Genomic DNA, 25,680 nt, shown 5'->3' on the forward strand with positions numbered 1-25,680 from the left:
GTGGGGGAACAATGACAGTCGCATTAACATTAGCTGATATCGCACAAATCACCGGTGGTGAAGTTCGTGGCGATGAATCTGTAACTGTAACCAGAGTCGCTGCGATGGATACCGCAGGTGAGGGCGATATTACGTTCCTTACCAATGCAAAATATGCCAAACATCTTGCAGAATCCCAGGCCTCTGCGGTGATGTTAAAAGCGGCAGAAGCGGAGCTTTGTTCTACTAATGCTATTGTTGTTGCCGATCCTTATATTGCTTATGCAAAGGTGGCTCAAGCGCTGGATACCTCTCCAGCGCCAGCAAGCTCAATAGCACCAAGTGCGGTGATCGCAACCGATGCCGTACTCGGTCAAGACGTTTGTATCGGTGCAAATGCGGTGATCGAATCGGGTGTTGAGTTAGGTGACGGCGTGGTTATTGGCGCGAACTGTTTCGTTGGTAAAGGCGCCAAGCTAGGCGCACACACGAAACTGTGGTCGAATGTGTCTATTTATCATGATGTCGTGATCGGCGAGCACTGTCTGGTACAAGCGAACACTGTGATTGGTTCTGATGGCTTCGGTTATGCTAACGAAAAAGGCGAGTGGGTGAAGATCCCACAAGTCGGTACTGTACGCATTGGTAACCGTGTAGAGATTGGTTCATGTACTTCTATCGACAGAGGTGCGCTAGACGATACGGTTATTGAAGATAATGTGATTCTCGATAATCAATTGCAGATCGCTCATAACGTACACATCGGATATGGTACCGCCATGGCGGGTGGTACAGTGGTCGCTGGAAGCACCAAGATTGGTAAATATTGCCAGATTGGTGGCGCTGCGGTCATTAATGGTCATATCGAAATCGTCGATGGTGTGGTTATTACTGGCATGGCGATGGTGATGCGAAGTATTACAGACAAAGGTTTGTATTCGTCAGGTATCCCACTTCAGACCAATAAAGAGTGGCGTAAAACCGCGGCTCGAGTCCATCGCATTGACGATATGAACAAAAGACTTAAGTCGCTAGAGAAAACGCTAACGCAGCAACAAGACTAGTTGTTGAGCAAGCTAAATAAATAGAGACTCGCTTAATGCGAGTCTTTTCTCATTAGCCATAAGCGAAAAGAGCAAAGCAATCATTCAAATTTACCTCAAGGTTCATCTTAATTGCGCTTAGGTATATAATTGCTTTTATAACAGAATAAATTTAAATAGGATTTTGACTTTGAGTACTGATACTAAAACAATGACAGTCACTGAGATCAGAGAGTTACTGCCTCACCGTTATCCTTTCCTGCTGATTGACCGCGTGATTTCTTATGAAGAAAAGAAATCTCTTACCGCAATCAAAAATGTATCAGTTAACGAGCCGCAATTTACTGGTCACTTTCCGCAACTGCCAGTATTTCCTGGCGTACTGATTCTTGAAGCGATGGCGCAAGCCACTGGCTTACTCGCATTTAAATCTTTCGGTGCCCCAGCCGAAAATGAGCTGTACTATTTTGCCAGTGTCGACAACGCCAAATTCCGTAAACCCGTCACCCCGGGTGATCAAATGGTGATTGAAGTGGAATTTTTGAAAGAGCGTCGCGGTATTGCAGCCTTTAACGGTGTTGCCAAGGTTGATGGTGAAGTAGTATGTTCAGCTGAGCTTAAGTGTGCACGTCGAGAGTTTTAATATGATTCATGAATCCGCGAAGATCCACCCAAGTGCCGTTGTTGAGCCTGGCGCGAAGATTGGCGCTAATGTCGTTGTTGGTCCATTCACTTACATTACAGAGCATGTTGAGATTGGTGAAGGCACCGAAATCATGTCTCATGTCGTGATCAAAGGTCACACCAAAATCGGTAAAGATAACCGCATCTTCCCACAGGCTGTGATTGGCGAAGAAAACCAAGACAAGAAGTACGGTGGTGAAAAGACCACTGTGATCGTTGGCGATCGCAACGTGATTCGAGAAAGTGTGCAGATCCACCGTGGAACAACACAAGATAAGAGCCAAACCGTGGTGGGTGACGATAACCTACTGTGCGTCAATGCCCACATCGCTCATGATGTGATTGTTGGTAACCATACCCACATTGGTAATAACGCGATTCTTGGCGGTCATGTCACGGTCGGTGATCATGCTGGCGTGATGGCGTTGTCTGCTATCCATCCATTCTGCTATGTCGGTGCTTACGCTTATGTCGGTGGCTGCTCAGCAGTGGTGCAAGATGTTCCTCCTTACGTCTTGGCGCAAGGCAACCATGCGACGCCATTTGGTCTCAACCTTGTTGGCTTAAAACGCAATGGTTTCGAAAAGCCTGAAATCCGTGCACTACAGAAAGCGTACAAAGAGATCTATCGTTCAGGTAAAACGTTAGCCGAAGCGCGTGAAGTCTTGATCGAGCTGGCTCAAGAGTGGTCATCAGTACAACGTTTTATTGACCTGCTAGATACTTCTGAGCGTGGTATTATTCGTTAATACTTGGCTGAGTTCATCCCATAAAGATCGCTCTCATCAAAGAGCGGTCTTTTTGTGTTTTTAGGACAACGGTAAGCCATCGGCATTTAGGATATTAGGACGACAATATGGGGCAACCTTTACGTATTGGCATAGTAGCCGGAGAGCTTTCTGGAGATACCCTTGGCGAGGGTTTTATCAAAGCGGTGAAAGCCCGTTATCCCGATGCGGAATTTGTCGGCATTGGGGGTCCAAAAATGATCGCTCAAGGCTGCGAGTCACTGTTTGATATGGAAGAGCTTGCGGTGATGGGCATCGTCGAAGTTCTTGGGCGACTGCGTCGTTTGTTCCACGTCAAAGCGGAATTGGTTAACTATTTCACTCAAAACCCAGTAGACGTGTTTGTCGGTATTGACGCGCCTGATTTCAATCTGCGGCTAGAGAAGGACCTAAAGAAATCTGGGACCAAAACGGTTCACTATGTGAGTCCATCCGTTTGGGCATGGCGGCAGAAACGCATCTATGGTATCGCAGAAGCCACCAATTTAGTGCTGGCGTTTCTACCCTTTGAAAAAGCGTTCTATGATAAGTTTAATGTGCCTTGTGAGTTTATAGGTCATACGCTAGCGGATGCCATTCCATTGCAATCAGAAAAGTCACCGGCTCGAGAGTTACTGGGCATTGATGATGACAAGCAATGGTTAGCGGTACTGCCCGGCAGTCGAGGCAATGAATTAAAATTGCTGTCTCAGCCGTTTATCGAAACCTGTAAGAAACTCCATCAAGACAACCCAGAACTGGGCTTTTTGGTTGCCGCAGTGAACAGCAAACGCAAACAGCAGTTTGTCGAAGCTTGGCAACAGCATGCACCAGAATTGGATTTTCATATCGTAGAAGATACCGCACGCAACGTGATCACGGCGGCGGATTATGTGTTATTGGCCTCCGGTACGGTTGCGCTTGAATGTATGTTACTCAAGCGTCCAATGGTCGTGGGCTACAACGTGAATGCGATCACTGCGTTTCTTGTTAAGCGTTTGGTAAAGACGAAATATGTGTCACTGCCTAATATTTTGGCGGATGAAGAGATAGTCAAAGAGTTCCTTTTGGAGCAATGCACTGCCGATAACCTATATCAAGAACTTAGCCGTTTGATGCAGAGTGACAACAGCGCCATCATTGAGCGATTTACTGAAATGCATCACTGGATCCGCAAAAATGCCGACGAACAAGCCGCGAGCGCAGTTTTAAAATTGATTGATAAATTATGACAACGAAAAAAACACCCGTAAAAGAACTTCCTCCTTTTGAGTACCCACAAGGCCATCAATTATTTGCTGGAGTGGATGAGGTGGGGCGCGGTCCTTTAGTGGGCGACGTGGTGACCGCCGCGGTGATTTTAGACCCAGCAAACCCGATTGAAGGGCTGAATGACTCCAAGAAACTCTCTGAAAAAAAACGGTTAGCGCTTTACCCAGAGATCAAACAGAAAGCGCTGGCTTGGGCAGTGGGTCGCTGCTCCCCAGAGGAGATCGATCAACTCAATATCCTTCAGGCAACCATGGTAGCAATGCAGCGCGCCGTAGCGGGTTTAACTATCCAGCCACAGTATGTTTTGATTGATGGTAATCGCACGCCTGATCTGCCGATGGCAGCCAGCGCGGTGGTGAAAGGGGACATGCGAGTGGCTGAGATCAGCGCGGCCTCTATCATCGCTAAGGTAGTGCGTGACCAAGAGATGGAAGAGCTCGATAAACAGCATCCAGAATTTGGCTTTGCCCAGCACAAAGGCTACCCAACCAAAGCTCACTTTGAGGCAATAGAAAAACATGGCGTGATTGACCAGCATCGTAAAAGTTTTAAACCGGTAAAAAGAGCGTTAGGGTTAGATGTTTAGTGCTCGTTGATCGCCACACCCTTTGCTCAATATTCGTCGTGACAAGTTAGGATCCATTTATGTCAGACCCAAAGTTCATACATCTTCGCGTACACAGTGACTTTTCTATGGTCGACGGTCTCTCCAAAGTGCCGCCGTTGGTCAATAAAGTGGCTGAAATGGGGATGCCCGCCATGGCACTGACCGACTTCACCAACCTCTGTGGCTTGGTGAAGTTTTACGGTAACGCTCACTCTTCAGGGGTGAAGCCGATCATTGGTGCTGACTTCGCCATGCAGTCTGATGAACTGGGTGAAGAGTTGACTCGGTTAACCGTTCTCGCGATGGATAACACGGGTTACAACAACCTAACGTTATTGATTTCCAAAGCGTACCTGAGAGGTCACGTACAGCATCAGCCCGTGATTGATAAAGCTTGGTTAGCCGAGCTATCCGAAGGGCTAATCGTACTTTCTGGTGCCAAAGACGGTGAAGTGGGCAAAGCACTTCTAAAAGGCAATAGTGGTTTAGCTCGTCAATGCGTCAGTTTTTATCAAACCCATTTCCCAGACCGTTTCTATATCGAGTTAGTGCGCACGGGTCGCCCTGATGAAGAGAGTTACCTGCACTTTGCCATTGAACTGGCTCAGCAAACGGATTTACCTGTGGTGGCGACCAATGAGGTCGTGTTTGTTGATAAAACGTTGTTTGATGCCCATGAAATCCGCGTGGCAATTCATGACGGCTATACCATTGACGACCCAAGACGTCCCAAGCGCTACAGTAATCAACAATATCTGCGCAGTGAGCAAGAGATGTGTGAGTTGTTTGCTGATATCCCTGAGGCGCTACAAAACTCAGTTGAAATCGCTAAGCGCTGTAATGTTACTGTTCGCTTAGGAGAATACTTCCTACCCGCTTTCCCAACGGATGGAATGGCAGAGACCGACTTCCTTGTGATGAAGTCTCGTGAAGGTCTGGAAGAGCGTCTTGAGTTCCTGTTCCCTGATGAGCAACAACGTGCCGAAAAACGTCCAGAATATGATGAACGTCTACAGATAGAACTCGACGTTATTAACCAGATGGGATTTCCAGGTTACTTCCTGATCGTTATGGAGTTTATCCAGTGGTCAAAAGATAACTTTATTCCCGTGGGTCCGGGGCGTGGTTCAGGTGCAGGCTCATTGGTGGCGTATGCGCTTAAAATCACCGATCTTGATCCGCTGGAATATGACTTACTGTTTGAACGTTTCCTCAACCCTGAACGTGTTTCTATGCCCGACTTCGACGTCGATTTCTGTATGGATAAACGCGATCAGGTGATTGACCACGTTGCCGAGATGTATGGGCGTGATGCGGTATCGCAGATCATCACCTTTGGTACGATGGCCGCTAAAGCGGTGATCCGCGATGTGGGTCGTGTACTGGGTCATCCGTTTGGTTTTGTTGATCGTATTTCGAAGTTGATTCCGCCCGATCCGGGCATGACGCTTGAAAAAGCCTTTAAGGCAGAGCCCGCATTAGCTCAGCTCTATGATGGCGATGAAGAAGTTCGCGATCTGATTGACATGTGTCGTATTCTTGAAGGTTGTACGCGTAATGCGGGCAAGCACGCGGGTGGTGTGGTTATTTCTCCGACCACGATTACCGACTTTGCTCCGATCTATGCCGATTCTGAAGGTCACTTCCCAGTGACTCAGTTTGATAAAAACGATGTAGAAACCGCAGGTTTGGTTAAGTTCGACTTCTTAGGTCTAAGAACGCTCACCATTATTGATTGGGCGTTGGGCTTGATTAACCCAAGACTGGAACGCGAGGGCAAAGAGCCCGTGCGTATTGAGTCAATTCCACTGGAAGACACTGCGTCATTCAAATTGTTGCAAAACTCGGAAACGACAGCGGTGTTCCAGCTTGAATCCCGAGGGATGAAGGACCTGATTAAGCGCCTGCAGCCTGACTGTTTTGAAGATATCATCGCATTGGTGGCCTTATTCCGTCCCGGTCCTCTGCAATCCGGCATGGTGGATAACTTTATCGACCGTAAACACGGTCGCGAAGCGATATCGTATCCGGATGAGAAGTGGCAGCACGACTCCTTACAAGAGATCCTCGATCCTACTTACGGCATTATCTTATATCAAGAGCAGGTAATGCAGATTGCGCAGGTGCTATCCGGCTACACCTTGGGTGGTGCCGACATGCTTCGTCGTGCAATGGGTAAGAAAAAACCGGAAGAGATGGCTAAGCAACGTGCTACCTTTGAAGATGGCGCGGTGAATAACGGCGTTGATGGCGAACTGGCGATGAAGATCTTCGACTTGGTTGAGAAGTTCGCCGGCTACGGCTTTAACAAATCGCACTCAGCGGCTTACGCGCTCGTCTCTTATCAGACTTTATGGCTTAAGACCCATTATCCTGCCGAGTTTATGGCGGCGGTAATGACAGCGGATATGGACAACACCGAAAAGGTGGTGGGTTTAGTGGACGAATGTCTGCGCATGAAGCTAAAAGTATTGCCACCGGATATTAACGCTGGGCTGTATCGCTTTAACGTCAATGAAGATGGCGAGATTGTTTACGGCATTGGTGCCATCAAGGGTGTGGGCGAAGGTCCGATTGACGTGATTATCGAAGCGCGCAACAAAGGTGGCTACTTCAGAGATCTGTTTGATTTTTGTGCGCGAATTGACATCAAGAAAGTCAATAAACGCGTGATCGAAAAATTGATTTTGGCGGGTGCACTTGACCGATTAGGACCGCACCGTGCCGCGTTGATGGCTTCACTTGCCGATGCGGTAAAAGCGGCGAGTCAACACCACCAAGCTGAAGCCTCCGGGCAAACCGACATGTTTGGTGTGCTAACGGATGCGCCAGAGGAAGTTGAGCACAAATATACTCAAGTACCTGCTTGGCCAGAGAAAGTTTGGTTAGAGGGAGAGCGAGAAACCCTCGGTCTCTATTTGACGGGACACCCTATAAACGCCTATCTTAGAGAGCTGACAAAATATACAAGTTGCCGATTAAAGGATGCGACGCCAACACGCCGAGATCAATCGCTCACTGTCGCGGGTTTAGTGATTGCAGCTCGCGTGATGACCACCAAACGTGGGACACGTATCGGCTTGATGACCCTAGATGATCGTTCTGGCAGAATGGAGGTTATGTTGTTCTCCGATGCCCTAGATAAATACGCCGATCTACTTGAAAAAGATAAAATTTTGGTGGTATCTGGACAGGTCAGCTTTGATGACTTCAATGGTGGGCTTAAAATGTCTGCCCGCGAAGTGATGGATTTGGGCAGCGCGAGAGAAAAATTTACTCGTGGGCTTTCTATCTCTCTCCATGAATCGCAGATAACGGGTTCGTTTTATGAGCGATTTACCGAGATACTTACCCCGCACAAAGCAGGAACAGTGCCGGTACATATTTACTATCAGCGCGTGGATGCACGAGCGAAATTGACATTAGGGACAGAGTGGCGCGTGACACCGAACGACGCGTTGCTAGAAGAATTACAACAGTTACTTGGTAAAGACCAGGTAGAACTCGAATTTAACTAATCAGCCTTAGCTAAACGCCAAGGCTGAATCGAAAAGGATTCATTGATGAGCTTGAACTTTCTTGAATTTGAAAAGCCAATTGCAGAGCTAGAAGCAAAGATTGAAGCACTACGTGACGTGACTCGCCACGGTGGTGACAGTGCAATTGATCTGGACAAAGAGATAGCACAACTAGAGAAGAAAAGCTTAGAGCTTAAAAAGAAAATCTTTAGTGACCTAGGCGCTTGGCAAGTGGCACAACTTGCCCGTCATCCTCAGCGTCCTTACACCCTAGATTATGTCGAGAACGTGTTCACGGAGTTCGATGAGCTAGCGGGTGATCGCGCATTTGCTGATGATAAAGCCATCGTTGGCGGCATTGCTCGTCTTGACGGTCGTCCAGTGATGATTATTGGTCACCAGAAAGGTCGTGAAACCAAAGAAAAAGTAAAGCGTAACTTTGGTATGCCTAAGCCTGAAGGCTATCGTAAAGCGTTGCGTCTGATGGAGATGGCAGAACGTTTCAAGATGCCAATCATCACCTTTATTGATACCGCAGGTGCTTACCCAGGTGTTGGCGCAGAAGAGCGTGGACAGTCTGAGGCGATTGCAAAAAACCTAAAGGTCATGTCGGGGCTTAAAGTACCTGTGATTGTTAACGTTGTTGGTGAAGGCGGCTCTGGTGGCGCATTGGCAATCGGCGTTGGTGACTATGTGAACATGCTTCAGTATTCAACCTACTCAGTGATCTCTCCTGAAGGTTGTGCGTCTATTCTTTGGCGTGATTCTGATAAAGCATCGCAGGCGGCAGAGGCGATGGGTTTAGTTGCGCCAAGACTGAAAGAGCTGGAGTTGATTGACGAGATCATCGAAGAGCCTTTAGGTGGCGCACATCGCGATCCTGTGCAGATGGCTGAAAACATGAAAGCGACATTGCTGCGTCAACTTGATGAGCTGGATCAGCTTGAAGAGGAAGCGCTGCTTGAGCGTCGCTACCAGCGTTTGATGAGCTACGGTTACTGCTAATTCGATAAAAACTCTGCGTTATCGCGCTTTAATGAGCGGGATAAGCGATGATCGAATCAGTCGATAGAGATAAGGTGAGTGCAAACTCACCTTATTTTTTTACCGTTTGCTAGCCAATTTGTGCCGTTTTGGCTCATAATGCCTTCATTCTATGTGCAATTTTGCTTAGTCGGTAGCGTCACTACTTTATGGATATTTATCAACAGTTCGAATCTTCACTGACTCAGCACCTCAATGCCCACAACAAAGTGGTATTGGGACTGAGTGGTGGCATGGATTCGCGCGTGTTACTGCACCTTTTAGGGCGTTTTCAAAGCGATTATCCAGAGCGCAATATTATCGCTGTGCATATTCATCATGGCTTGAGTTCAAATGCGGATCAGTGGCAAACCCAGTGCCAACGTTGGTCGCAAAAAGAAGGCATCGCCTTTGATTATCGCTTGGTAGAGGTGAAGTCTAAAGCGGGTGAAAGCCTAGAGCAGGTTGCACGCCATGCTCGCTATCAGGCGCTCAATGACTATATCGAACCCGGCGACGTACTCGTCACCGGTCAGCACCTCGATGACCAAACCGAGACCTTTCTTCTTGCCTTAAAGCGAGGTAGTGGTCCCAAAGGACTCTCTTCGATGGCGCAAAGCATGCCCTTTGGGTTGGGCTATATTCTCAGACCTCTGCTTGCTGTATCAAGGCGTGACATCGAGCGCTACGCGATTTCAGAAAAACTTGAGTGGGTGGAAGATGAGAGTAATCAAGACACCCGTTTTGACCGTAACTTCTTACGACAGGAAGTGATCCCATCAATCAAGCAGCGCTGGCCAAGCTTTACCTCATCGGTAGCGAGAAGCGCCCGATTATGCGCCGCCCAAGAGCAATTGCTGACCGAGCTTTTGCAGCCAGAACTCACAAAACTATGTGATGAACTTGGTGGCTTGAGTATCGTGGAACTTGCCGCTTATTCTCAGCTAAAACGTGACTACCTTATTCGACTTTGGCTTGAGCAGCATACGCAATGGCTGCCCTCAGAGATTCAATTAAACAAGCTTTGGTTTGAAGTCGCTTGTGCTAGAGATGATGCCAATCCAGAACTGCAGTTGGCACAAGGAAGCGTTCGTCGTTTTAAGCAGCGACTGTTTTGGGTATCGAATCATCATGATGTATCACAATGGCAAGGGGCGTTGACGCTCGACGCTTGTCTCGCGTTACCAGACGCTCTAGGTACTTTATCGTTGTCTTCATTGGATAAACCAATATCTTCGGTGCTATCAATCAGCAGGCAGAACCTGCCTCACTCTTTGCAAGTCATATTTGAACCTGAGGGACTTTCTGCCCATCCTTATGGGAGAGTGGGTTCGCGCAAGATGAAGAAACTCTATCAAGAATTAGGAGTACCAAGTTGGCAAAGGCGAAGAATACCGATTGTGATGCATCAAGATAAAGTGGTCGCAGTTGCGGGTCTGTTTGTTGATAAAGACTATTATGGTGAGGATTACCAATTGCTGTGGGATAAGCCTGTCGCTACTTAGAATGGATACTCGAGCTGATACTAACGCTTCGGTTTAGCGTATAAATCGACAGTCATTGATGCCTTAGGCGCGGGATTGAAGTAGAGAATAAACGAAAATAAAGCAAGGAGAAGCAATGAAAAAACGATTAATGTTGAGCACTGCGCTCATAGTGAGTCTTGTCGGCATGCCAGCGATGGCTGCCGGAGATGCTGCTGCTGGAAAGGCTAAATCTGCGGTATGCGCCGCCTGTCATGGTACGGACGGCATTGCCATTATTCCAGGCTATCCGAACCTTAAGGGACAGAACGAGCAGTATCTTATTTCATCGATGAATGCTTACAAGAGCAAAGAGCGTAACGGTGGATTATCGGTCTTGATGCAAGCGCAAGCTTCCATGTTAAGTGATCAGGACATCGCTAACTTGGCGGCTTACTACGCCAATATGAAGTAGAAGCGCTAGCATTAAATAAGCAGCGCTGGTGCGAAGAAATAGCAGCGAAGACATCATCTACAGCCACATGGAGCGATGGCAGCCAATCAGGCTTGCCTGAGTGAAATGACAATAAACTCAATAAGATAATGCGATTGCTCTAGTGTTGAGCTTATATTCAAGCAACAAAGTGGGGTTATCCTCACTTTTTTTTTAATAGGTCGTGTTTTCGTTGATTGTTTCGCATCGCTGCCAGATAATAGCCTGATAGAGCATTAATGTAAGGGATTAACATGAAAAAAATTGAAGCTATTATCAAGCCGTTCAAACTTGATGACGTGCGCGAGGCGCTAGCGGAAGTCGGTATTACAGGTATGACGGTATCAGAAGTCAAAGGCTTTGGTCGTCAAAAAGGTCACACCGAGCTTTATCGTGGCGCAGAGTACATGGTCGATTTCCTTCCTAAAGTGAAGCTAGAGATCGTCGTTGCTAGTGATGTGGTTGATCAGTGCGTTGAAACTATTATCGAAACGGCGCAAACGGGCAAAATCGGTGATGGCAAAATCTTTATCACTGACGTTGAGCGTGTTATCCGTATCCGTACGGGTGAAGAAGACGAAGACGCGATTTAATCAATCGGTAATCGGTAATCAGAATTGAAAAAGGAGTAGGTGACTGCTCTTTTTTTTGCTTTGAAGAGAATAACTATGAAGTTGAAATGGTTTGGGTCGGCCGCCGTTGCCACATTAGGCATTGCGCTTGGCAGCTTTCAATGGGTCTTTTCTGTTGATGAGCAGCCGGAAATCACCTCGATCGAGCAGCAAATGGTCGATACCCAATTAAAATGTTTTCACAACGATTCGCCGCTAGTTCTGGATGAGCAGGGTGTTTTACGGGTGTTAGTCTGGAATATCTACAAGCAAAACCGCCCACAACTGTTTGAGATGCTTAGCCAGCTTTCCGTGGATAAGACATTGGTTCTGCTTCAGGAAGCCAAATTGGATGATCAACTGCTGAGCTGGATAAAAAAGTCGGATTGGAGCAGCAATCAAGTTAGCGCTTTTAAGGCTTTTGATATCTCGTCTGGGGTATTAAATCTTAGCCGAGTCATGCCGGTCACCGCATGCGCCAATTTGCAGATTGAACCTTGGTTAAGGTTACCCAAATCAGGACTGTACGCAGAGTATCGTTTAAGTAACGGCCAGACTCTAAAAACAGTGAACCTCCATGCGATTAACTTCACCCTAGGAACCGAAGAGTATCAGCAGCAACTCTCTTCGCTGATACACGATTTACAGCAGCATCAAGGTCCACTGTTGATTGCTGGGGATTTCAACTCTTGGAGTGAAGCGAGGCAAGATGTGATTGATGAAGTCGTTTCTTTGTTGCAGTTGCAAGAAGTCTCGTTTGCTCAAGATAACCGCACCCGCTTTTACAACAGACCGTTAGATCATGTTTACTATCGCGGCATGACACTCAGCCACTCTGTCGCGCCGGAGACTCAAGCTTCCGATCATAATCCTCTGGTCGCCGAGTTCTCCATCCAATAACGCGTTCGACCGCAGAATAAAAACATGAGTAGAATAAACACATGAATAGCATAAAGACGTTAATAGAATAAATGTTAATTGGATAAAAAGTTGAGGCAATAAAAAAGGCGATGTCTGTTCAGACATCGCCTTTTTTTATTTCTAGCGGTTACGCGCTGGTCTTGGTGACATCCACGTACAACTTAAGTTTTTGCCCAGGCTTAAGATACTTCTGCTTCTCAAGGCTGTTCCATTTCACAACGTCATTAGTGCGAACTTTAAACTTGTGCGCAATACCACTCACCGTATCGCCATTTCTTACTGAGTAAAAAATAGTGCGAATGATGGCACCGTCACTGGCGCTCTTCCAGATCACTAACTCTTGACCGATGCGCAATGTATCGCGTGGTCCCATACCATTCCACTTTGCGAGCGATTGATAAGAGACTTTGTTGGCCTTGGCGATGGTCCACAAGCTCTCGCCACTTTTTACTTTGTGGTTAATTTTGTAGTTGCCTTGCGTCTTCGACTGGGTTTTTGCTAGTCGGTTCGACGCCGTTAGACTGTAGCTTGAGTTGTCATGTGCGGAGTTTGGGATAAGCAAATGTTGACCGATACGAATGTTGTTATTCTTTAGACCATTCGCCGTTTTGATCACATTCACAGTGGTGTTGTGGCGTGCCGCAATCACACTTAATGAATCCCCTGACTTCACCTTATAGCGAGCCAGTTTCAGACCTTGACCTCGGTTTTTCTCTAGCTCTTTGTTAAAGTTATCGACACTGGCGACGGGCAGCAGTAAAGACTGACGACCACTCGGCGCGGTTGCCCATTGGTTATAAGCCGGGTTATAGCTCTGTAGTTCCTTAGTGCTTATCCCTGCGTATTTTGCCGCAATAGCAAGATCCAGTTGCTCTTGAGGGTCAACGGTTGCTAGCGCTTGATGGTTAGGGATCGCCGGAATATCAACACCATACTTGTCACGGTGAGCTAGGATATCGGCAAGTGCCAGTAATTTAGGAACATAGCTGCTGGTCTCTTTCGGCAGATCAAGTGAGAAGAAGTCCGTCGGTTTACCGGCTTTTTTATTCTTACGGATGGCACTCGATACTCGACCACCTCCACTGTTGTATGCGGCAATCGCATGATGCCAGTTGCCATCAAAGCGGCGGTTTAATTGGGTCAGATAGTCGAGGGCGGCTTCAGTCGAAGCGGTGACGTCGCGACGGCCGTCATACCAATAGGTCTGCTCAAGACCAAAGGCTTTCCCCGTTGCTGGAACAAACTGCCAAAGACCGGCAGCGCTGCCGTGAGAATAAGCAAACGCATCGAATGAACTTTCTACCACGGGTAGCAGTGCCAGTTCCATCGGAAGACCACGCGCTTCGATTTCTTCAGTGATCAGATAAAGGAATGGCTTAGCACGCTCAGAGACTGTTTTAAGGTGTTGTGGGTGCTTGATATACCATTTACGGTAGTAATCGACCTTTTTGTTGTCTGGGATCTGCATCTCTAATTGCATAGCGATACGTTGCCAAACATCTTCCTGATCTTGAGGCGTGGTTTTCTTTACTTCCTTAATGGCGCTTTGAGTTTTGTCATCCTTGATTTCAGCGGTATCCGAAGGTGCTGAAACAGGCGGTGTTGTAGACACTGTTTCTGCAGGAGAGTTGGTCGGCTCTGTTGTGGTACTGCTTGATTCTGGCTGGGTTAATTGGCATCCCGCCAACAACAGGGCGAGTGCCCAACTGTGTTTCTTATGCATTGTGTTTGCTACAACCTCTTACTTGTATGGGGGTGCATGATACTAAGTCGGTTGGGCAAAATTCAAGCAAAAATACATTAAAACTCATTTTTCCACTCCCTCAGAGCGGTAAAAGTTGATAAGGGATTATTATTGCTCACTCTTGTTGCAACCGATTGCATCACTTCTGCTTGCTCGGTTCGCAGGAATGGATTGATGCGTTTCTCCAGCCCAATGGTGCTCGGTAGCGTAGCCAGTCCATGTGCCCGTTTTTGATTAGCATCATCACGATACCGTTGAAGTTCTACATTGTGAGGTTCAACCGCGAGCGCAAACGCAAGATTACTGAGCGTATATTCATGGGCGCAGAATACTTGAGTCTCTTCATCCAGCAGCGCCAATTTTTGCAACGAGTGATACATCTGCTCCGCTGTACCTTCAAAGATTCGACCGCACCCAGCCGAGAATAGGGCATCGCCACAAAAAAGCTTACCGTCACCAACGTAGCCAATGTGGTCAAGGGTATGTCCGGGTAGATCAATAACCAGTAACTCATGATTAAACAGGTTTATTTTATGACCTTCGCACACCCGATGGGTAAGTCTTGGGTAAGGCGACACCTCTGGACCCACTACGCACACTGATGGGAATTTTCTACGTAGGGCTTCAATCCCCCCCGTATGGTCGTTGTGATGATGAGTCACTAAAATGGTGGTAAGTTCCAATTTGTGCGACTGCAGGTAGTCTAAAACAGGTGCAGCATCACCTGGATCAACAACAGCGCATAAGTTCTGGTTATTTTGAATTAGCCAGATGTAATTATCATCAAATGCGGGTATGCTTTTGATATGTAACATTGTTGTCTCTCCATCTTGATTTGGAAGGTCGCCAGTCTATGAAGCCAGCGCTCAGCAAGAAAAAAATTGTCCATCCCCACTCTTGGGATGAGCTTGCTCATGGTCAATGGGTCTCTGAATCTATTCAAACCCGACTTGATGAGTGGTGTCCAAAACTGTTTGGTTACCATCTATTAAAGTTGGGCGGCCTAAGTTGCGAGTTAGTCAGTTGTAACTGCAATATACAGCATCAGGTCAATCTGGATACCAAAAACCCACTTCACAATGTTATCGCTGACCGCTATCAATTGCCATTTTTAGAAAAGAGTTTTGATGTGGTGATCCTCTCTCATCAGTTGGAGTTTATTGACGACCCACACCGACTATTACGAGAGGTTGACCGAGTGATGATCGATGATGGTTATCTGATCATCACTGGCTTTAATCCATTCAGTTTGGTTGGCTTGTCGAGTCTCATGCCTTGGCGTAAAAAGAATCTACCTTGGTGCGGAAGAATGTTTACCACCAATCGCATCAAAGACTGGCTGGGTTTACTGAACTATCAAGTGATCCATTGTGATAGTTATGCGCAGTTTCCCATGAAGCGTAATAGAGCCTTATGGACTTGGCTGGAAGGCAGTCTAGGTGATTGGGCATCTCCTATGGGGAGTCTGTATTTTATTGTTGCGCGTAAGCGCACCTATCCGTTGAAGCCGATTAAACCCCATTGGCAACTAAAGAAAAAATTGACACCCGTGAGTGTCAATTATCGAACCTCAGAAACCCATAAACGCTCTAGCTAGGTTGGTAGCCGGTATCTTCTTCGGTCGGGTTTTCTGCGGCGGTACGTGCGAGTTCATCACACATTTCATTTTCCCTATGTCCAGCGTGTCCTTTTACCCAGCGCCAATCAACGTTATGGCGAGCCGTTTCGGTATCGAGCGCTTGCCACAAGTCGGCATTTTTTACCGGTTTTTTGTCCGCTGTTTTCCAACCACGCTTCTTCCAGTTATGGATCCACTGGGTGATGCCTTGGCGAACATATTGGCTGTCCGTGGTTAAAATAACCTGACAGGGTTCTTTGAGTGCTTTCAGTGCGACGATGGTCGCCAACATCTCCATGCGGTTGTTCGTCGTCAGGGTGTAGCCTTTGGCTAGGGTTTTTTCTGTCCCTTTATAGCGAAGGACAACGCCATATCCGCCAGGACCGGGATTACCTAAACAAGAACCATCAGTGAAAATTTCAACCTGCTTCGTCATGATTTGCTACTATATGCTTTCTAAAATTTATCTTTATAGTCTGACACACAAAATAACATGAATACTAGCCAGAATTCGCAGCAGCGCAGAATAATCGTTCTCGATACCGAGACAACAGGTATGAACCGTGAGGGTGGCCCGCATTATCAGGGGCATCGGATTATTGAAATTGGTGCGGTAGAGATCATCAACCGTAAGCTAACCGGTCGTCACTTTCATGTTTACCTAAAACCGGATCGTGAAATTCAGCCCGATGCGATTGATGTTCACGGTATTACCGATCAGTTCTTGCTGGATAAACCAGAATATAAGCAAGTGCATCAGGAGTTTATCGAATTTATTGATGGTGCCGAATTAGTCGCCCATAACGCGCCCTTCGATGTGGGCTTTATGGATCAAGAGTTTGCCCTTTTAGATAGCTCAATCGGTAACACCGAGCAATATTGCAAAGTGACCGATACGCTCGCGATGGCGAAGCGCATGCCCAACATGCCCGCCCGCAAAAACCTTGATGCGCTTGCGAAACATTACACTATTGATACCTCGGCTCGTGTGCTTCACGGCGCATTGCTCGATGCGGAAATTTTGGCGGATGTTTATCTGGCAATGACCGGTGGTCAAACCGCATTGCAATTTAATGCGGGTCAGTCGTCTGACTCGGATGGCGGCGCAGAAAACATTAAACGCCTCGCAACTGAAAGAAAATCATTAAAGGTTTTGCATGCTACTGCCGATGAAATAGAAGCGCATAATTCGCGTTTAGATATTGTCGAAAAAGCCGGCAGCTGTTTATGGCGCCAGTAGGAGATTAGCATGATAAAGGTGTTGTTGAGATTAGCTTTGTGGCTCGTTGTTGTGTCGGGAGCCAGTGCAAGTGAATCGACGATGCCTTTTTTAGACAATCGCTTTCGAGTCGATGAAACGGTCAAGCAGATCAGCTTTTTAATCTATAGAGAGCAAGGCTCTGGTCCGGTCACCTTAGTTCGACCTGATGGAGAAAAGTACTATTCTTCACATCATCCAGAGCATGTCACTTGGATGGAGGAGAAGGCGGCCGATATTATCACGATTGTTAACCCAATGCCGGGGCCTTGGCAGGCGATTGGTAAGGTGTCCCCTAAAAATAGCATTCGTCTTATTTCAGAATTGTCTCTCAATGCTCAGCGCTTACCAGAGCGCTTATATCAGGGAGAACGCCTCAAGTTTACTGCCAATCTAGAATCGGATGGACAGGCGCTTTTAGTGCCGAACCTTCTTGACCATACCACTCTAAAAGTGGTGTTAACTCGCTATTTTGAAAACCAAGAGGGTACTGCTTACTCCGAGAGCTCAGTACCGACTGAACTAGGGGTTTTTCATGATGATGGTAAAGGGTTAGATGAGAGGGCGGGAGATGGTCATTTTACTATTGAACTCCCAATTTCGATTGAGCCGGGACGCTACCGAGTCCACATTAGCACTGGTAATGGTGTGTTTTTACGCGCAACAGAGCAACAAGTGTTCGTCTACCCCACACCGATTGTTAGCCATTTTATTCAGGCTAAAGACGATGCTCCCCATAAGGTGATAGTGCGTGGTGAACCCGGTGCAATAGAAGAGGGCAGCCTAGCGACCTCAATTGTGTTGACCTCACCAGATAAAACGCAACAATACGTGCAGCGTCAGTCAAAACAAGAATTAGAAGAAGTGGTGTCTGAGTTCGTTGACCTAAATAAAATAGGCACCTATTACTGGTCTGGAGAAGTATTTGCCAATGAAGCTAAGACAGGCAGAGCGCTCACTTTTGATTTACTCAATCGCAGCTTTAGTATTGTCGGTGATCTTGGTCTAGAGCAAGCAGAGAAAATGCGCTTAGAAGCACTGGAAGCCAGAAGAAAGGCACAGCAAGAAGCGCAGATCTTAGCGCATAGAGACAGTGCCAAGAAGAAAGCGGTATTGATGATCGCTGTCGGTAATTTAGTTGTTCTGCTGTTAGTCGGTCTGATTTGGTGGATAATTAGACGAAAACTGGCGGTAAAAGCCAGTGTCCCGGAAATGCAATTGAAGATGCCGGGTTAGGGGGTAGGGTTGAGGTGCTAGGTGCTAGGTGCTAGGCTGATATGACCCCGCAAAAGTTAACGGGGTCCCCTAGACTCTAGGGCCTAGAGCCTAGGGCCTAGAGCCTAGACCCTAGAGCCTAGACCCTAGAGCCTAGACCCTAGAGCCTAGACCCTAGATATCTATACCCTAAAGCCTAAAACCTTCAATATATTAAGATTAAAATTAAGCCACTTCATCCATCGCTCTTGGACTTGGATAAACGGGGTTTGCCGCTAACTCTTGCGGTGCAAAGTCGTCGACGTTGATGGTGTAGAGTCGATGAGCTTCCGCTTCAACCAGTCGTTTCGCTTCTTCTTGGTCGATCACGCCTTGTTGTAACGCCTCGTCGGCAAACTTATCCAGTTGGGTAAATGGGCGTCGGATATCAAGTTCTTTACAAGCTCGTAAGAAGATAGGCTCGGCTTCGAGGATGACATGCAGCGCTTGTTCAATGCGACCAACTGGGTTGTGCTCGGTGGGTTCAAGATACTGACCGCGTCCCAATCGGCTACGTGCGGCGCAAGGAGTTTGCAGTATGCGAGCCACTAGGCTATCGAGTTTATCCGATGGCGCTTTTCTTGTTTTACCAAGGGGTAAAGTGACTAAGCGTAGCAGTTTACCGATAACACGATTGGGGAAGTTGGTGGTAAATTCATCCAATGCTTGCTCAATTTGCAACAAGCTGTCTTGCATTGACCAATGTAGTAGTGGCAAGTCTTCACTATTGCGACCTTCATTATCAAAACGCTTTAACGCCGCACTGCAAAGATACATCTGACTCAGAATATCTCCCAATCGAGCGGAGAGTCGTTCCCTTTTCTTCAACGATCCGCCCAGTACTGCCATGGAAATATCAGCCAGTAGGGCGAGGTTGGCGCTATAGCGGTTGAGCTGTTGATAGTAGCGTGCCGTGGCATCACGATGTGGTGTCGCGGAGCCGCGACCATCGGTCACTCCAAGCCACAAGCTGGTGACAAAGTTGCTCAACACAAAATGGATATGACCCGCCAAGGCTTGATCAAAATCGCTCATTGCCGTTGCGCTGCTGGAGTGTGCGGCTTGCATCTCTTTCAGTACAAAAGGATGGCAACGTATCGCGCCTTGACCAAAGATGATCATCGAGCGAGTGAGAATGTTGGCACCCTCAACGGTAATGGCAATAGGCGAGCCTTGATAGCCTCTCGCGAGGAAGTTGGATGGACCCAGACAAATGCCTTTGCCGCCGACAATATCCATCGCGTCGATAATCCCGCGCTGGCTTCGGTGAGTACAGTGGTATTTGACGATCGCAGAGATGACTGACGGTTTTTCGCCAAGGTCGATACCTGTGACGGTCAGTTCACTCGCCGCATCCATCATGTAAGCATTGCCACCAATTCGTGCCAGTGGTTCTTCAATACCCTCCATCTTGCCAATAGGCTGCTTGAATTGACGGCGGATACGGGCATAGGCACCCGTTGCCAAAGCGGCTGATTTTAACCCTCCGGTGGTATTGGACGGTAAGGTAATACCGCGACCCACAGAGAGACACTCCACTAACATACGCCAACCTTGCCCAGCCATTTCCGCGCCGCCAATAATAAAGTCTAATGGTACAAAAAGTTCATTGGCGCGAGTGGGACCGTTTTGGAACGGCACATTAAGCGGGAAGTGGCGGTGACCAATCTCTACCCCTTTAAGGTGGGTTGGGATCAGCGCGCAAGTGATGCCAAGATCGTCGGTATCACCAATCAGTTTGTCCGGATCTCTTAGTTTAAACGCTAACCCCAAAACAGTAGCGACAGGGGCAAGGGTGATGTAGCGTTTGTTCCAGGTGAGCTTCATACCCAAGACGGTTTTGCCCTCCCAAGTCCCCTCACACACAATGCCAAAGTCTGGGATCGCGCCTGCATCTGAGCCAGCTTCAGGGCTGGTTAATGCAAAGCAGGGGATTTCTTTGCCGACCGCAAGGCGCGGCAAGTAGTAGTCTTTCTGCTGCTGTGTTCCATAATGCTGTAGCAATTCGCCCGGACCGAGTGAGTTTGGTACCCCAACGGTCGAAGCTAATACGCTAGAGACACCGGTGAGCTTTTGCAGTACCAAAGACTGAGCGTAGGCAGAAAACTCCAAACCACCATATTGTTTTTTAATGATCATGGCGAAGAATTTATGTTGTTTCAGATACTGCCAAACTTCGGGAGGTAAATCAGCGAGATCATGGGTAACTTGATAGTCATTGACCATCTCACACACCGTATTGACGGGGCCATCTAAGAAAGCCTGTTCCTCTTCGCTGAGTTTGGCCCGCGATATCTGTTGCAGTTTTTGCCATTGAGGCTTACCGGTAAACAACTCCGCTTCCCACCAAACCGTACCCGCCTCGAGTGCCTCTTTTTCAGTTTTTGACATAGCGGGTAACACTTTCCTAAACATCGTCAATGCCCTTTGAGTGACAAGCGCTTGTCGAATGGGAGGCACACAGGCGATGGCAACGATCGCGATATAAAGTAGCCAAGAGAACATCGCAAAGCCACCCAGTAACGTGCCAACAATCATGGCGAAGGTGGTGAGCGCCAGTGTAATAGGCAGTGAAGATCGTCGGTAGAGACTGACGGCAAAAGCACCCGTCAGGAGTATCAGTGCGAGCAGCATATCCATAATGTTTCCTTTTAATCACGTTTAGGACTGATAGTGTTGACCGATTATTTTTCTTGTAAGGTAAGAGGTCTAACCAGTGCAATTGTAAATTAAATACTCTATAAATGTAAAATTTATGTTTAAAATTACAATGTGCGATCTCGTTTTACCGACAAGATAAAAAGATTGGATAGCCATCAAAGCTCGATTTAATAAAAATAATCTGCTTAGGTATGAAAGCCACACCAAGTCACTCGACAGGGTCTTTGTTTTCTGGGTACACTCGGTAAAGCCTTAAATGAAAGGGTTGAGCGACATACGTCGTCATTTGAGACGTCGCCATTAGAGAGCTAACTGGATTCGTTGATAATGGTGGCGATTACGAATGGATATCGAGTCATTCAATGATCAGTCGACTCACCCACGGAATAAAATGAGAATAATGCTATGTACCAAGACTTGATTAGAAGTGAGCTAACAGAAGCCGCTGAAGTTCTAAATAAATTTCTTAGTGATGACCACAATATCGCTCAAATCGAAGCAGCAGCAAAAACGATTGCTGACTCGTTTAAACAAGAAGGTAAAGTCCTTTCTTGTGGTAACGGCGGCTCTCACTGCGATGCGATGCACTTTGCGGAAGAACTGACGGGTCGTTACCGTGAAAACCGTCCAGGTTACGCTGGTATTGCGATTTCTGATCCCAGTCACCTGTCTTGTGTGAGTAATGACTTCGGTTACGACTATGTATTTTCTCGCTATGTTGAAGCGGTGGGTCGTTCTGGTGATGTACTGTTTGGTTTATCGACGTCTGGAAATTCGGGCAACATTTTAAAAGCGATTGAAGCGGCCAAGGCGAAAGGGATGAAAACCATCGCGTTAACGGGTAAAGATGGCGGCAAAATGGCAGGTACGGCGGACATCGAAATTCGTGTTCCTCATTTTGGTTATGCAGATCGCATTCAAGAGATCCATATCAAAATTATCCATATCATTATTCAGTTAGTCGAAAAAGAGATGGAAGCGTAATCGCTTCTGTCTATTTTAATCCTAAATAACAAGAGTAGAGTCCACCATGTGTGAATTGCTTGGCATGAGTGCAAATGTGCCAACCGATATTTGTTTTAGTTTTACTGGTCTTATTCAAAGGGGTGGCAATACAGGTCCACACAAGGATGGCTGGGGCATCACTTTCTATGAAGGAAAAGGCTTTAGAACCTTTAAAGATCCTAATCCGAGCTGTGATTCTGAAATCGCAGAGTTGGTACAAAAGTACCCCATAAAAAGCCGATCCGTGGTCAGTCATATTCGTCAAGCCAACCGAGGCAAGGTGAATTTAGAAAACACCCACCCATTTACACGGGAGTTGTGGGGGCGTTATTGGACCTTGGCGCACAATGGTCAATTATCCGATTATCATTCTCTGGAAACGGGACGTTTCCGCCCAGTAGGGCAGACCGATAGCGAACTCTCTTTCTGTTGGTTGCTAAATAAGCTAGAGCAAAAGTTCCCAGAGCCGCCAACGGATATGTTAGCCATGTTCCAATATGTTGCGACCTGCTGTGATGAGTTGCACGATATGGGCGTCTATAACATGCTGCTCAGTGATGGGGAGTATGTGATGACGTATTGTACCAATCATCTCTACTGGATCACGCGCCGAGCCCCATTTGGCAAAGCGACGCTGCTTGATGAAGATGTCACGATTAACTTTCAAGAGGAAACCACTTCCAACGATGTGGTGTCCGTGATTGCTACCCAGCCTTTAACGGGTAATGAATCTTGGAGCCGAATGAAGCCGAGGGAATTTAACCTGTTCCATCACGGCGATTTGGTATTGAGCAATGTTGAACAGCTAAAAGATGTCGCCTTTGCAGCAGCGAAACCGGGTAATCAGGCTCCGACCGAAAAGTTGTAACGGTTGCGCTTCTACAAGTCAGCACTTCAATAAGTAGTCAGCACTCTCACAAGCAAACTCTCCCAACAATAAACAACCAAATAAACAAACAACCAAATAAACAAAAAGCGATAACCCTTGGGTTATCGCTTTTTTAATAAAATGATGCGATTCAGCGAATAGCTAATCAGTTGCTAGCATGACCTTGTGGACCAAGTTCATTACCATCAAGACAAGCTTTGCCATCGACCATAGTCAATCGCTCCTCAACAAACCATTTCACCACGAGTGGGTAAATCTGGTGTTCTTGAGTTTGAATACGCTGTTCTAGTGTTTCCACGGTGTCATCATCAAATACTGGCACCTTAGCTTGCAACACAATAGGACCGCCATCGAGCTTTTCGGTCACAAAATGGATGGTGGTTCCATGATGTTCATCGCAGTTGTCGATTGCACGCTGGTGAGTATGAAGCCCCGGATACTTGGGTAATAGCGATGGGTGAATGTTAAGCATACGCCCCATGTAGTGACGCACAAAGTCGCCACTTAAAATACGCATATAACCCGCTAGTACCACCAAGTCAGGTTCATGAGCATCAATGCGGCGCATTAATGCTTCATCAAAGGCTTCTCTGGTCTCACTAAGCTTAGGGTCAAGGAAAGCGGCTTCAGCGCCCACCTTTTTGGCACGTTCCAGTGCAAACGCTGACTCTTTATTTGAGAATACAGCGCTTACCTTTGCGTTTTCTATTGTCGATTCACAAGCATCAATAATGGCCTGTAAATTGGTTCCGTTTCCCGAGACTAGAACAACGATATTCTTCATTGATTAATTGATCTCTACTTGCTCTTCGCCAGCTTCGGCAGTTGCAATGTCACCAATGATCCAAGCATTTTCACCTTCTGCGTTGAGCAGGTCGACGGCGGCTTGTGCCTGATCTTTTGGCAGGGCAACGATAAGACCAACACCACAGTTAAAGGTGCGATACATTTCGAATGTGTCTACGTTGCCTTTCTCTTGCAGCCAATTAAAGATCGCTGGCCATTCCCAGCTGTTGCCATCAATAACGGCTTTAGTACCTTCTGGAAGTACACGAGGGATGTTTTCCCAGAAACCGCCACCAGTGATGTGCGAGATAGCGTGGATATCATGCTGCTCGATCATTTTAAGTGCTGACTTAATGTAAATTTTGGTTGGTTCTAATAGGTGTTCACCAATGGTACGCTCACCCAAAACTTCGTTCTTATCTGCGCCCGATACTTCTAGGATCTTACGGATAAGTGAGTAACCGTTTGAGTGAGGGCCGCTTGAACCAACCGCGATAAGTGCATCACCCGCGGCGACTTTGGTGCCGTCGATGATATTTTCTTTTTCCACAACGCCAACACAGAAACCGGCTACGTCGTAATCTTCGCCTTCGTACATACCTGGCATTTCAGCGGTTTCGCCACCGATGAGCGAACAACCTGCCTGTACACAGCCTTCTGCGATACCTGTGACTACGTCAGCCGCAGTATCTACGTCTAGTTTTCCTGTTGCATAGTAGTCTAGGAAAAATAGCGGCTCGCCACCTTGAACAATCAGGTCATTAACACACATTGCCACTAGATCGATACCAATGGTGTCGTGTTTGTTCATATCAAGAGCAAGACGCAGCTTCGTTCCAACACCGTCAGTGCCAGATACGAGAACAGGTTGCTTGTATTTAGTTGGCAGCTCACATAAAGCACCAAAACCACCGATGCCTCCCATCACTTCAGGGCGACGAGTGCGCTTAACCGCGCCTTTAATACGGTCTACTAATGCGTTGCCTGCATCAATGTCTACACCAGCGTCTTTATAGCTTAGGGAAGTGTTATTTCCGCTCACGGGACAGTCCTCGATATCTAAATGGATGTGAAAAGCGGCGCTATTCTAACAGGGGTTTAACTAAAAAGGAAAACGTTTGCGTAAGAAAATTCAAACTAATATCGTGCCAAGGTAACGTTTGCTTCGCTAGTCGCTGGCGTGAATGACTTTCCATTAAGAACCACTTAATCTTCAAGCGGTTTTACTGTTTATAAACCAAGCAAATTTCGCTGAAATTCGCATCTTGAGTAAGTTTGGGTATATAATCCTCAAGTTTTGTAAAATATTTCCCGGAGTAGGACATGAAAGTTGTTGAAGTAAAACATCCCCTCGTTAAGCACAAACTTGGCTTAATGCGCGAAGGAGACATCAGCACCAAACGTTTTCGTGAATTAGCGACAGAAGTAGGTAGCCTCTTAACCTACGAAGCAACCGCTGACTTTGAAACTGAAAAAGTCACCATTAATGGCTGGAATGGTCCCGTTGAAGTGGATCAGATCAAAGGTAAAAAAGTAACGGTGGTTCCTATCTTGCGTGCTGGTCTTGGCATGATGGATGGTGTACTTGAGCATGTGCCAAGTGCGCGTATCAGTGTCGTGGGTATCTACCGTGACGAAGAAACGCTAGAGCCTGTTCCATACTTTAACAAGCTTGCGTCGAACATTGATGAGCGTATCGCACTGGTTGTGGACCCAATGTTAGCCACTGGCGGCTCAATGATCGCCACTATCGATCTATTGAAAGAAAAAGGCTGTAAGCAGATCAAAGTATTAGTGCTAGTGGCGGCTCCAGAAGGGATTGAAGCGTTAGAGAAAGCGCACCCAGACGTAGAGATGTACACAGCGGCTATCGATGAATGCCTCAATGACAAAGGCTATATCGTTCCTGGTCTTGGTGATGCGGGCGATAAGATCTTCGGTACTCAATAATAGTGACTGTATAAATAATAGCGATTGTGTAAATAATAGCGACGGTTTATAAGTCAGGTGCTTATCCGTTAGACGATTAAGCGCAAGATACGAATAAAAATGGCTGCCCAAATAGGCAGCCATTTTTTATTTGC

Annotated in this window: 23 protein-coding genes; 17 read left to right on the forward strand and 6 right to left on the reverse strand. The window is 47.0% G+C overall.

Going from position 1 to position 25,680, the window contains the following annotated elements:
- The first annotated feature begins 11 nt into the window (after positions 1 to 11).
- From lpxD to L9Q39_RS03175, 11 genes are all read left to right on the forward strand, one after another.
- Positions 12 to 1,043 (forward strand): UDP-3-O-(3-hydroxymyristoyl)glucosamine N-acyltransferase, encoded by a 1,032-nt coding sequence (gene lpxD / locus L9Q39_RS03125; protein WP_237483667.1) that lies wholly within the window; start codon positions 12 to 14, stop codon positions 1,041 to 1,043.
- A gap of 190 nt (positions 1,044 to 1,233) precedes the next feature.
- A complete protein-coding gene (gene fabZ, locus L9Q39_RS03130) occupies positions 1,234 to 1,665 on the forward strand; it encodes a 3-hydroxyacyl-ACP dehydratase FabZ (protein ID WP_435532823.1) in 432 nt (143 codons plus the stop codon).
- 1 nt (position 1,666) lies between these two features.
- Positions 1,667 to 2,455 (forward strand): acyl-ACP--UDP-N-acetylglucosamine O-acyltransferase, encoded by a 789-nt coding sequence (gene lpxA / locus L9Q39_RS03135; RefSeq protein WP_237483669.1) that lies wholly within the window; start codon positions 1,667 to 1,669, stop codon positions 2,453 to 2,455.
- 107 nt (positions 2,456 to 2,562) lie between these two features.
- Positions 2,563 to 3,705: a lipid-A-disaccharide synthase gene (gene lpxB / locus L9Q39_RS03140; protein WP_237483670.1), complete on the forward strand. Its 1,143-nt coding sequence runs from the start codon at positions 2,563 to 2,565 to the stop codon at positions 3,703 to 3,705.
- Positions 3,702 to 4,331, forward strand: a complete 630-nt coding sequence (gene rnhB, locus L9Q39_RS03145; RefSeq protein WP_237483671.1) for a ribonuclease HII — start codon at positions 3,702 to 3,704, stop codon at positions 4,329 to 4,331. Before lpxB ends, rnhB begins: the two co-directional genes overlap by 4 nt.
- Before the next feature lie 59 nt (positions 4,332 to 4,390).
- Complete coding sequence (gene dnaE, locus L9Q39_RS03150) at positions 4,391 to 7,870, forward strand: DNA polymerase III subunit alpha (protein ID WP_237483672.1); 3,480 nt, start codon at positions 4,391 to 4,393, stop codon at positions 7,868 to 7,870.
- A gap of 45 nt (positions 7,871 to 7,915) precedes the next feature.
- Positions 7,916 to 8,875 (forward strand): acetyl-CoA carboxylase carboxyl transferase subunit alpha, encoded by a 960-nt coding sequence (accA, locus tag L9Q39_RS03155; protein WP_237483673.1) that lies wholly within the window; start codon positions 7,916 to 7,918, stop codon positions 8,873 to 8,875.
- A gap of 188 nt (positions 8,876 to 9,063) precedes the next feature.
- The gene (gene tilS / locus L9Q39_RS03160; RefSeq protein WP_237483674.1) at positions 9,064 to 10,398 is read left to right on the forward strand and encodes a tRNA lysidine(34) synthetase TilS; all 1,335 of its coding nucleotides are present in this window, start codon (positions 9,064 to 9,066) and stop codon (positions 10,396 to 10,398) included.
- A gap of 130 nt (positions 10,399 to 10,528) precedes the next feature.
- Positions 10,529 to 10,831 (forward strand): c-type cytochrome, encoded by a 303-nt coding sequence (locus tag L9Q39_RS03165; protein ID WP_237485491.1) that lies wholly within the window; start codon positions 10,529 to 10,531, stop codon positions 10,829 to 10,831.
- Between the two features lie 272 nt (positions 10,832 to 11,103).
- Positions 11,104 to 11,442, forward strand: a complete 339-nt coding sequence (gene glnB, locus L9Q39_RS03170) for a nitrogen regulatory protein P-II (protein ID WP_237483675.1) — start codon at positions 11,104 to 11,106, stop codon at positions 11,440 to 11,442.
- A gap of 75 nt (positions 11,443 to 11,517) precedes the next feature.
- Positions 11,518 to 12,360, forward strand: a complete 843-nt coding sequence (locus L9Q39_RS03175) for an endonuclease/exonuclease/phosphatase family protein (RefSeq protein ID WP_237483676.1) — start codon at positions 11,518 to 11,520, stop codon at positions 12,358 to 12,360.
- 148 nt (positions 12,361 to 12,508) lie between these two features.
- On the opposite strand, the gene L9Q39_RS03180 is transcribed toward L9Q39_RS03175, so the two are convergent.
- Positions 12,509 to 14,104 (reverse strand): LysM peptidoglycan-binding domain-containing protein, encoded by a 1,596-nt coding sequence (locus L9Q39_RS03180; RefSeq protein WP_237483677.1) that lies wholly within the window; start codon positions 14,102 to 14,104, stop codon positions 12,509 to 12,511.
- Between the two features lie 77 nt (positions 14,105 to 14,181).
- A complete protein-coding gene (gene gloB / locus L9Q39_RS03185) occupies positions 14,182 to 14,940 on the reverse strand; it encodes a hydroxyacylglutathione hydrolase (RefSeq protein WP_237483678.1) in 759 nt (252 codons plus the stop codon).
- Positions 14,941 to 14,978: 38 nt separating this feature from the next.
- On the opposite strand from gloB, the gene L9Q39_RS03190 reads away from it, so the two are divergent.
- The gene (locus L9Q39_RS03190; RefSeq protein ID WP_237483679.1) at positions 14,979 to 15,722 is read left to right on the forward strand and encodes a class I SAM-dependent methyltransferase; all 744 of its coding nucleotides are present in this window, start codon (positions 14,979 to 14,981) and stop codon (positions 15,720 to 15,722) included.
- On the opposite strand, the gene rnhA is transcribed toward L9Q39_RS03190, so the two are convergent.
- Complete coding sequence (rnhA, locus tag L9Q39_RS03195; protein ID WP_237483680.1) at positions 15,715 to 16,179, reverse strand: ribonuclease HI; 465 nt, start codon at positions 16,177 to 16,179, stop codon at positions 15,715 to 15,717. The two genes, L9Q39_RS03190 and rnhA, sit on opposite strands and share 8 nt — an antisense overlap.
- A gap of 57 nt (positions 16,180 to 16,236) precedes the next feature.
- Between rnhA and dnaQ the strand changes: the two genes are divergently transcribed.
- Complete coding sequence (dnaQ, locus tag L9Q39_RS03200) at positions 16,237 to 16,983, forward strand: DNA polymerase III subunit epsilon (RefSeq protein WP_237483681.1); 747 nt, start codon at positions 16,237 to 16,239, stop codon at positions 16,981 to 16,983.
- Between the two features lie 9 nt (positions 16,984 to 16,992).
- Positions 16,993 to 18,237 carry a TIGR03503 family protein gene (locus tag L9Q39_RS03205; RefSeq protein ID WP_237483682.1) on the forward strand — a complete coding sequence of 415 codons (1,245 nt, stop codon included), beginning with the start codon at positions 16,993 to 16,995 and terminating at the stop codon, positions 18,235 to 18,237.
- Between the two features lie 204 nt (positions 18,238 to 18,441).
- Here L9Q39_RS03205 and fadE read toward each other — a convergent pair whose 3' ends face one another.
- Entirely contained in the window at positions 18,442 to 20,895 is a 2,454-nt protein-coding gene (gene fadE / locus L9Q39_RS03210) for an acyl-CoA dehydrogenase FadE (protein WP_237483683.1), read from the reverse strand.
- Positions 20,896 to 21,321: 426 nt separating this feature from the next.
- On the opposite strand from fadE, the gene lpcA reads away from it, so the two are divergent.
- Both lpcA and L9Q39_RS03220 read left to right on the forward strand, forming a co-directional pair.
- The gene (lpcA, locus tag L9Q39_RS03215; RefSeq protein ID WP_237483684.1) at positions 21,322 to 21,900 is read left to right on the forward strand and encodes a D-sedoheptulose 7-phosphate isomerase; all 579 of its coding nucleotides are present in this window, start codon (positions 21,322 to 21,324) and stop codon (positions 21,898 to 21,900) included.
- Positions 21,901 to 21,946: 46 nt separating this feature from the next.
- A complete protein-coding gene (locus L9Q39_RS03220; RefSeq protein ID WP_237483685.1) occupies positions 21,947 to 22,789 on the forward strand; it encodes a class II glutamine amidotransferase in 843 nt (280 codons plus the stop codon).
- 166 nt (positions 22,790 to 22,955) lie between these two features.
- Here L9Q39_RS03220 and purN read toward each other — a convergent pair whose 3' ends face one another.
- Both purN and purM read right to left on the reverse strand, forming a co-directional pair.
- Positions 22,956 to 23,594 (reverse strand): phosphoribosylglycinamide formyltransferase, encoded by a 639-nt coding sequence (gene purN, locus L9Q39_RS03225; protein ID WP_237483686.1) that lies wholly within the window; start codon positions 23,592 to 23,594, stop codon positions 22,956 to 22,958.
- 3 nt (positions 23,595 to 23,597) lie between these two features.
- Positions 23,598 to 24,638 carry a phosphoribosylformylglycinamidine cyclo-ligase gene (purM, locus tag L9Q39_RS03230; protein ID WP_237483687.1) on the reverse strand — a complete coding sequence of 347 codons (1,041 nt, stop codon included), beginning with the start codon at positions 24,636 to 24,638 and terminating at the stop codon, positions 23,598 to 23,600.
- 281 nt (positions 24,639 to 24,919) lie between these two features.
- Here purM and upp point away from each other — a divergent pair, with 281 nt between their 5' ends.
- Complete coding sequence (gene upp, locus L9Q39_RS03235) at positions 24,920 to 25,546, forward strand: uracil phosphoribosyltransferase (protein ID WP_237483688.1); 627 nt, start codon at positions 24,920 to 24,922, stop codon at positions 25,544 to 25,546.
- Positions 25,547 to 25,680: the final 134 nt, after the last annotated feature.

The organism is Vibrio hippocampi, assembly GCF_921292975.1.
Classification (GTDB): Bacteria; Pseudomonadota; Gammaproteobacteria; order Enterobacterales; family Vibrionaceae; genus Vibrio; species Vibrio hippocampi.

Excerpts from the sequence above, each read along its gene's own strand:
- lpxD (WP_237483667.1), top strand. The coding sequence starts at position 12 with ATGACAGTCGCATTAACATTAGCTGATATCGCACAAATCACCGGTGGT.
- L9Q39_RS03220 (WP_237483685.1), top strand. The coding sequence starts at position 21,947 with ATGTGTGAATTGCTTGGCATGAGTGCAAATGTGCCAACCGATATTTGT.
- lpxB (WP_237483670.1), top strand. The coding sequence starts at position 2,563 with ATGGGGCAACCTTTACGTATTGGCATAGTAGCCGGAGAGCTTTCTGGA.
- tilS (WP_237483674.1), top strand. The coding sequence starts at position 9,064 with ATGGATATTTATCAACAGTTCGAATCTTCACTGACTCAGCACCTCAAT.
- L9Q39_RS03205 (WP_237483682.1), top strand. The coding sequence starts at position 16,993 with ATGATAAAGGTGTTGTTGAGATTAGCTTTGTGGCTCGTTGTTGTGTCG.
- L9Q39_RS03175 (WP_237483676.1), top strand. The coding sequence starts at position 11,518 with ATGAAGTTGAAATGGTTTGGGTCGGCCGCCGTTGCCACATTAGGCATT.
- L9Q39_RS03190 (WP_237483679.1), top strand. The coding sequence starts at position 14,979 with ATGAAGCCAGCGCTCAGCAAGAAAAAAATTGTCCATCCCCACTCTTGG.
- dnaQ (WP_237483681.1), top strand. The coding sequence starts at position 16,237 with ATGAATACTAGCCAGAATTCGCAGCAGCGCAGAATAATCGTTCTCGAT.
- fabZ (WP_435532823.1), top strand. The coding sequence starts at position 1,234 with ATGACAGTCACTGAGATCAGAGAGTTACTGCCTCACCGTTATCCTTTC.
- rnhA (WP_237483680.1), bottom strand. The coding sequence starts at position 16,179 with ATGACGAAGCAGGTTGAAATTTTCACTGATGGTTCTTGTTTAGGTAAT.
- accA (WP_237483673.1), top strand. The coding sequence starts at position 7,916 with ATGAGCTTGAACTTTCTTGAATTTGAAAAGCCAATTGCAGAGCTAGAA.
- L9Q39_RS03180 (WP_237483677.1), bottom strand. The coding sequence starts at position 14,104 with ATGCATAAGAAACACAGTTGGGCACTCGCCCTGTTGTTGGCGGGATGC.
- dnaE (WP_237483672.1), top strand. The coding sequence starts at position 4,391 with ATGTCAGACCCAAAGTTCATACATCTTCGCGTACACAGTGACTTTTCT.
- gloB (WP_237483678.1), bottom strand. The coding sequence starts at position 14,940 with ATGTTACATATCAAAAGCATACCCGCATTTGATGATAATTACATCTGG.
- fadE (WP_237483683.1), bottom strand. The coding sequence starts at position 20,895 with ATGGATATGCTGCTCGCACTGATACTCCTGACGGGTGCTTTTGCCGTC.
- rnhB (WP_237483671.1), top strand. The coding sequence starts at position 3,702 with ATGACAACGAAAAAAACACCCGTAAAAGAACTTCCTCCTTTTGAGTAC.
- upp (WP_237483688.1), top strand. The coding sequence starts at position 24,920 with ATGAAAGTTGTTGAAGTAAAACATCCCCTCGTTAAGCACAAACTTGGC.
- purN (WP_237483686.1), bottom strand. The coding sequence starts at position 23,594 with ATGAAGAATATCGTTGTTCTAGTCTCGGGAAACGGAACCAATTTACAG.
- glnB (WP_237483675.1), top strand. The coding sequence starts at position 11,104 with ATGAAAAAAATTGAAGCTATTATCAAGCCGTTCAAACTTGATGACGTG.
- L9Q39_RS03165 (WP_237485491.1), top strand. The coding sequence starts at position 10,529 with ATGTTGAGCACTGCGCTCATAGTGAGTCTTGTCGGCATGCCAGCGATG.
- lpxA (WP_237483669.1), top strand. The coding sequence starts at position 1,667 with ATGATTCATGAATCCGCGAAGATCCACCCAAGTGCCGTTGTTGAGCCT.
- lpcA (WP_237483684.1), top strand. The coding sequence starts at position 21,322 with ATGTACCAAGACTTGATTAGAAGTGAGCTAACAGAAGCCGCTGAAGTT.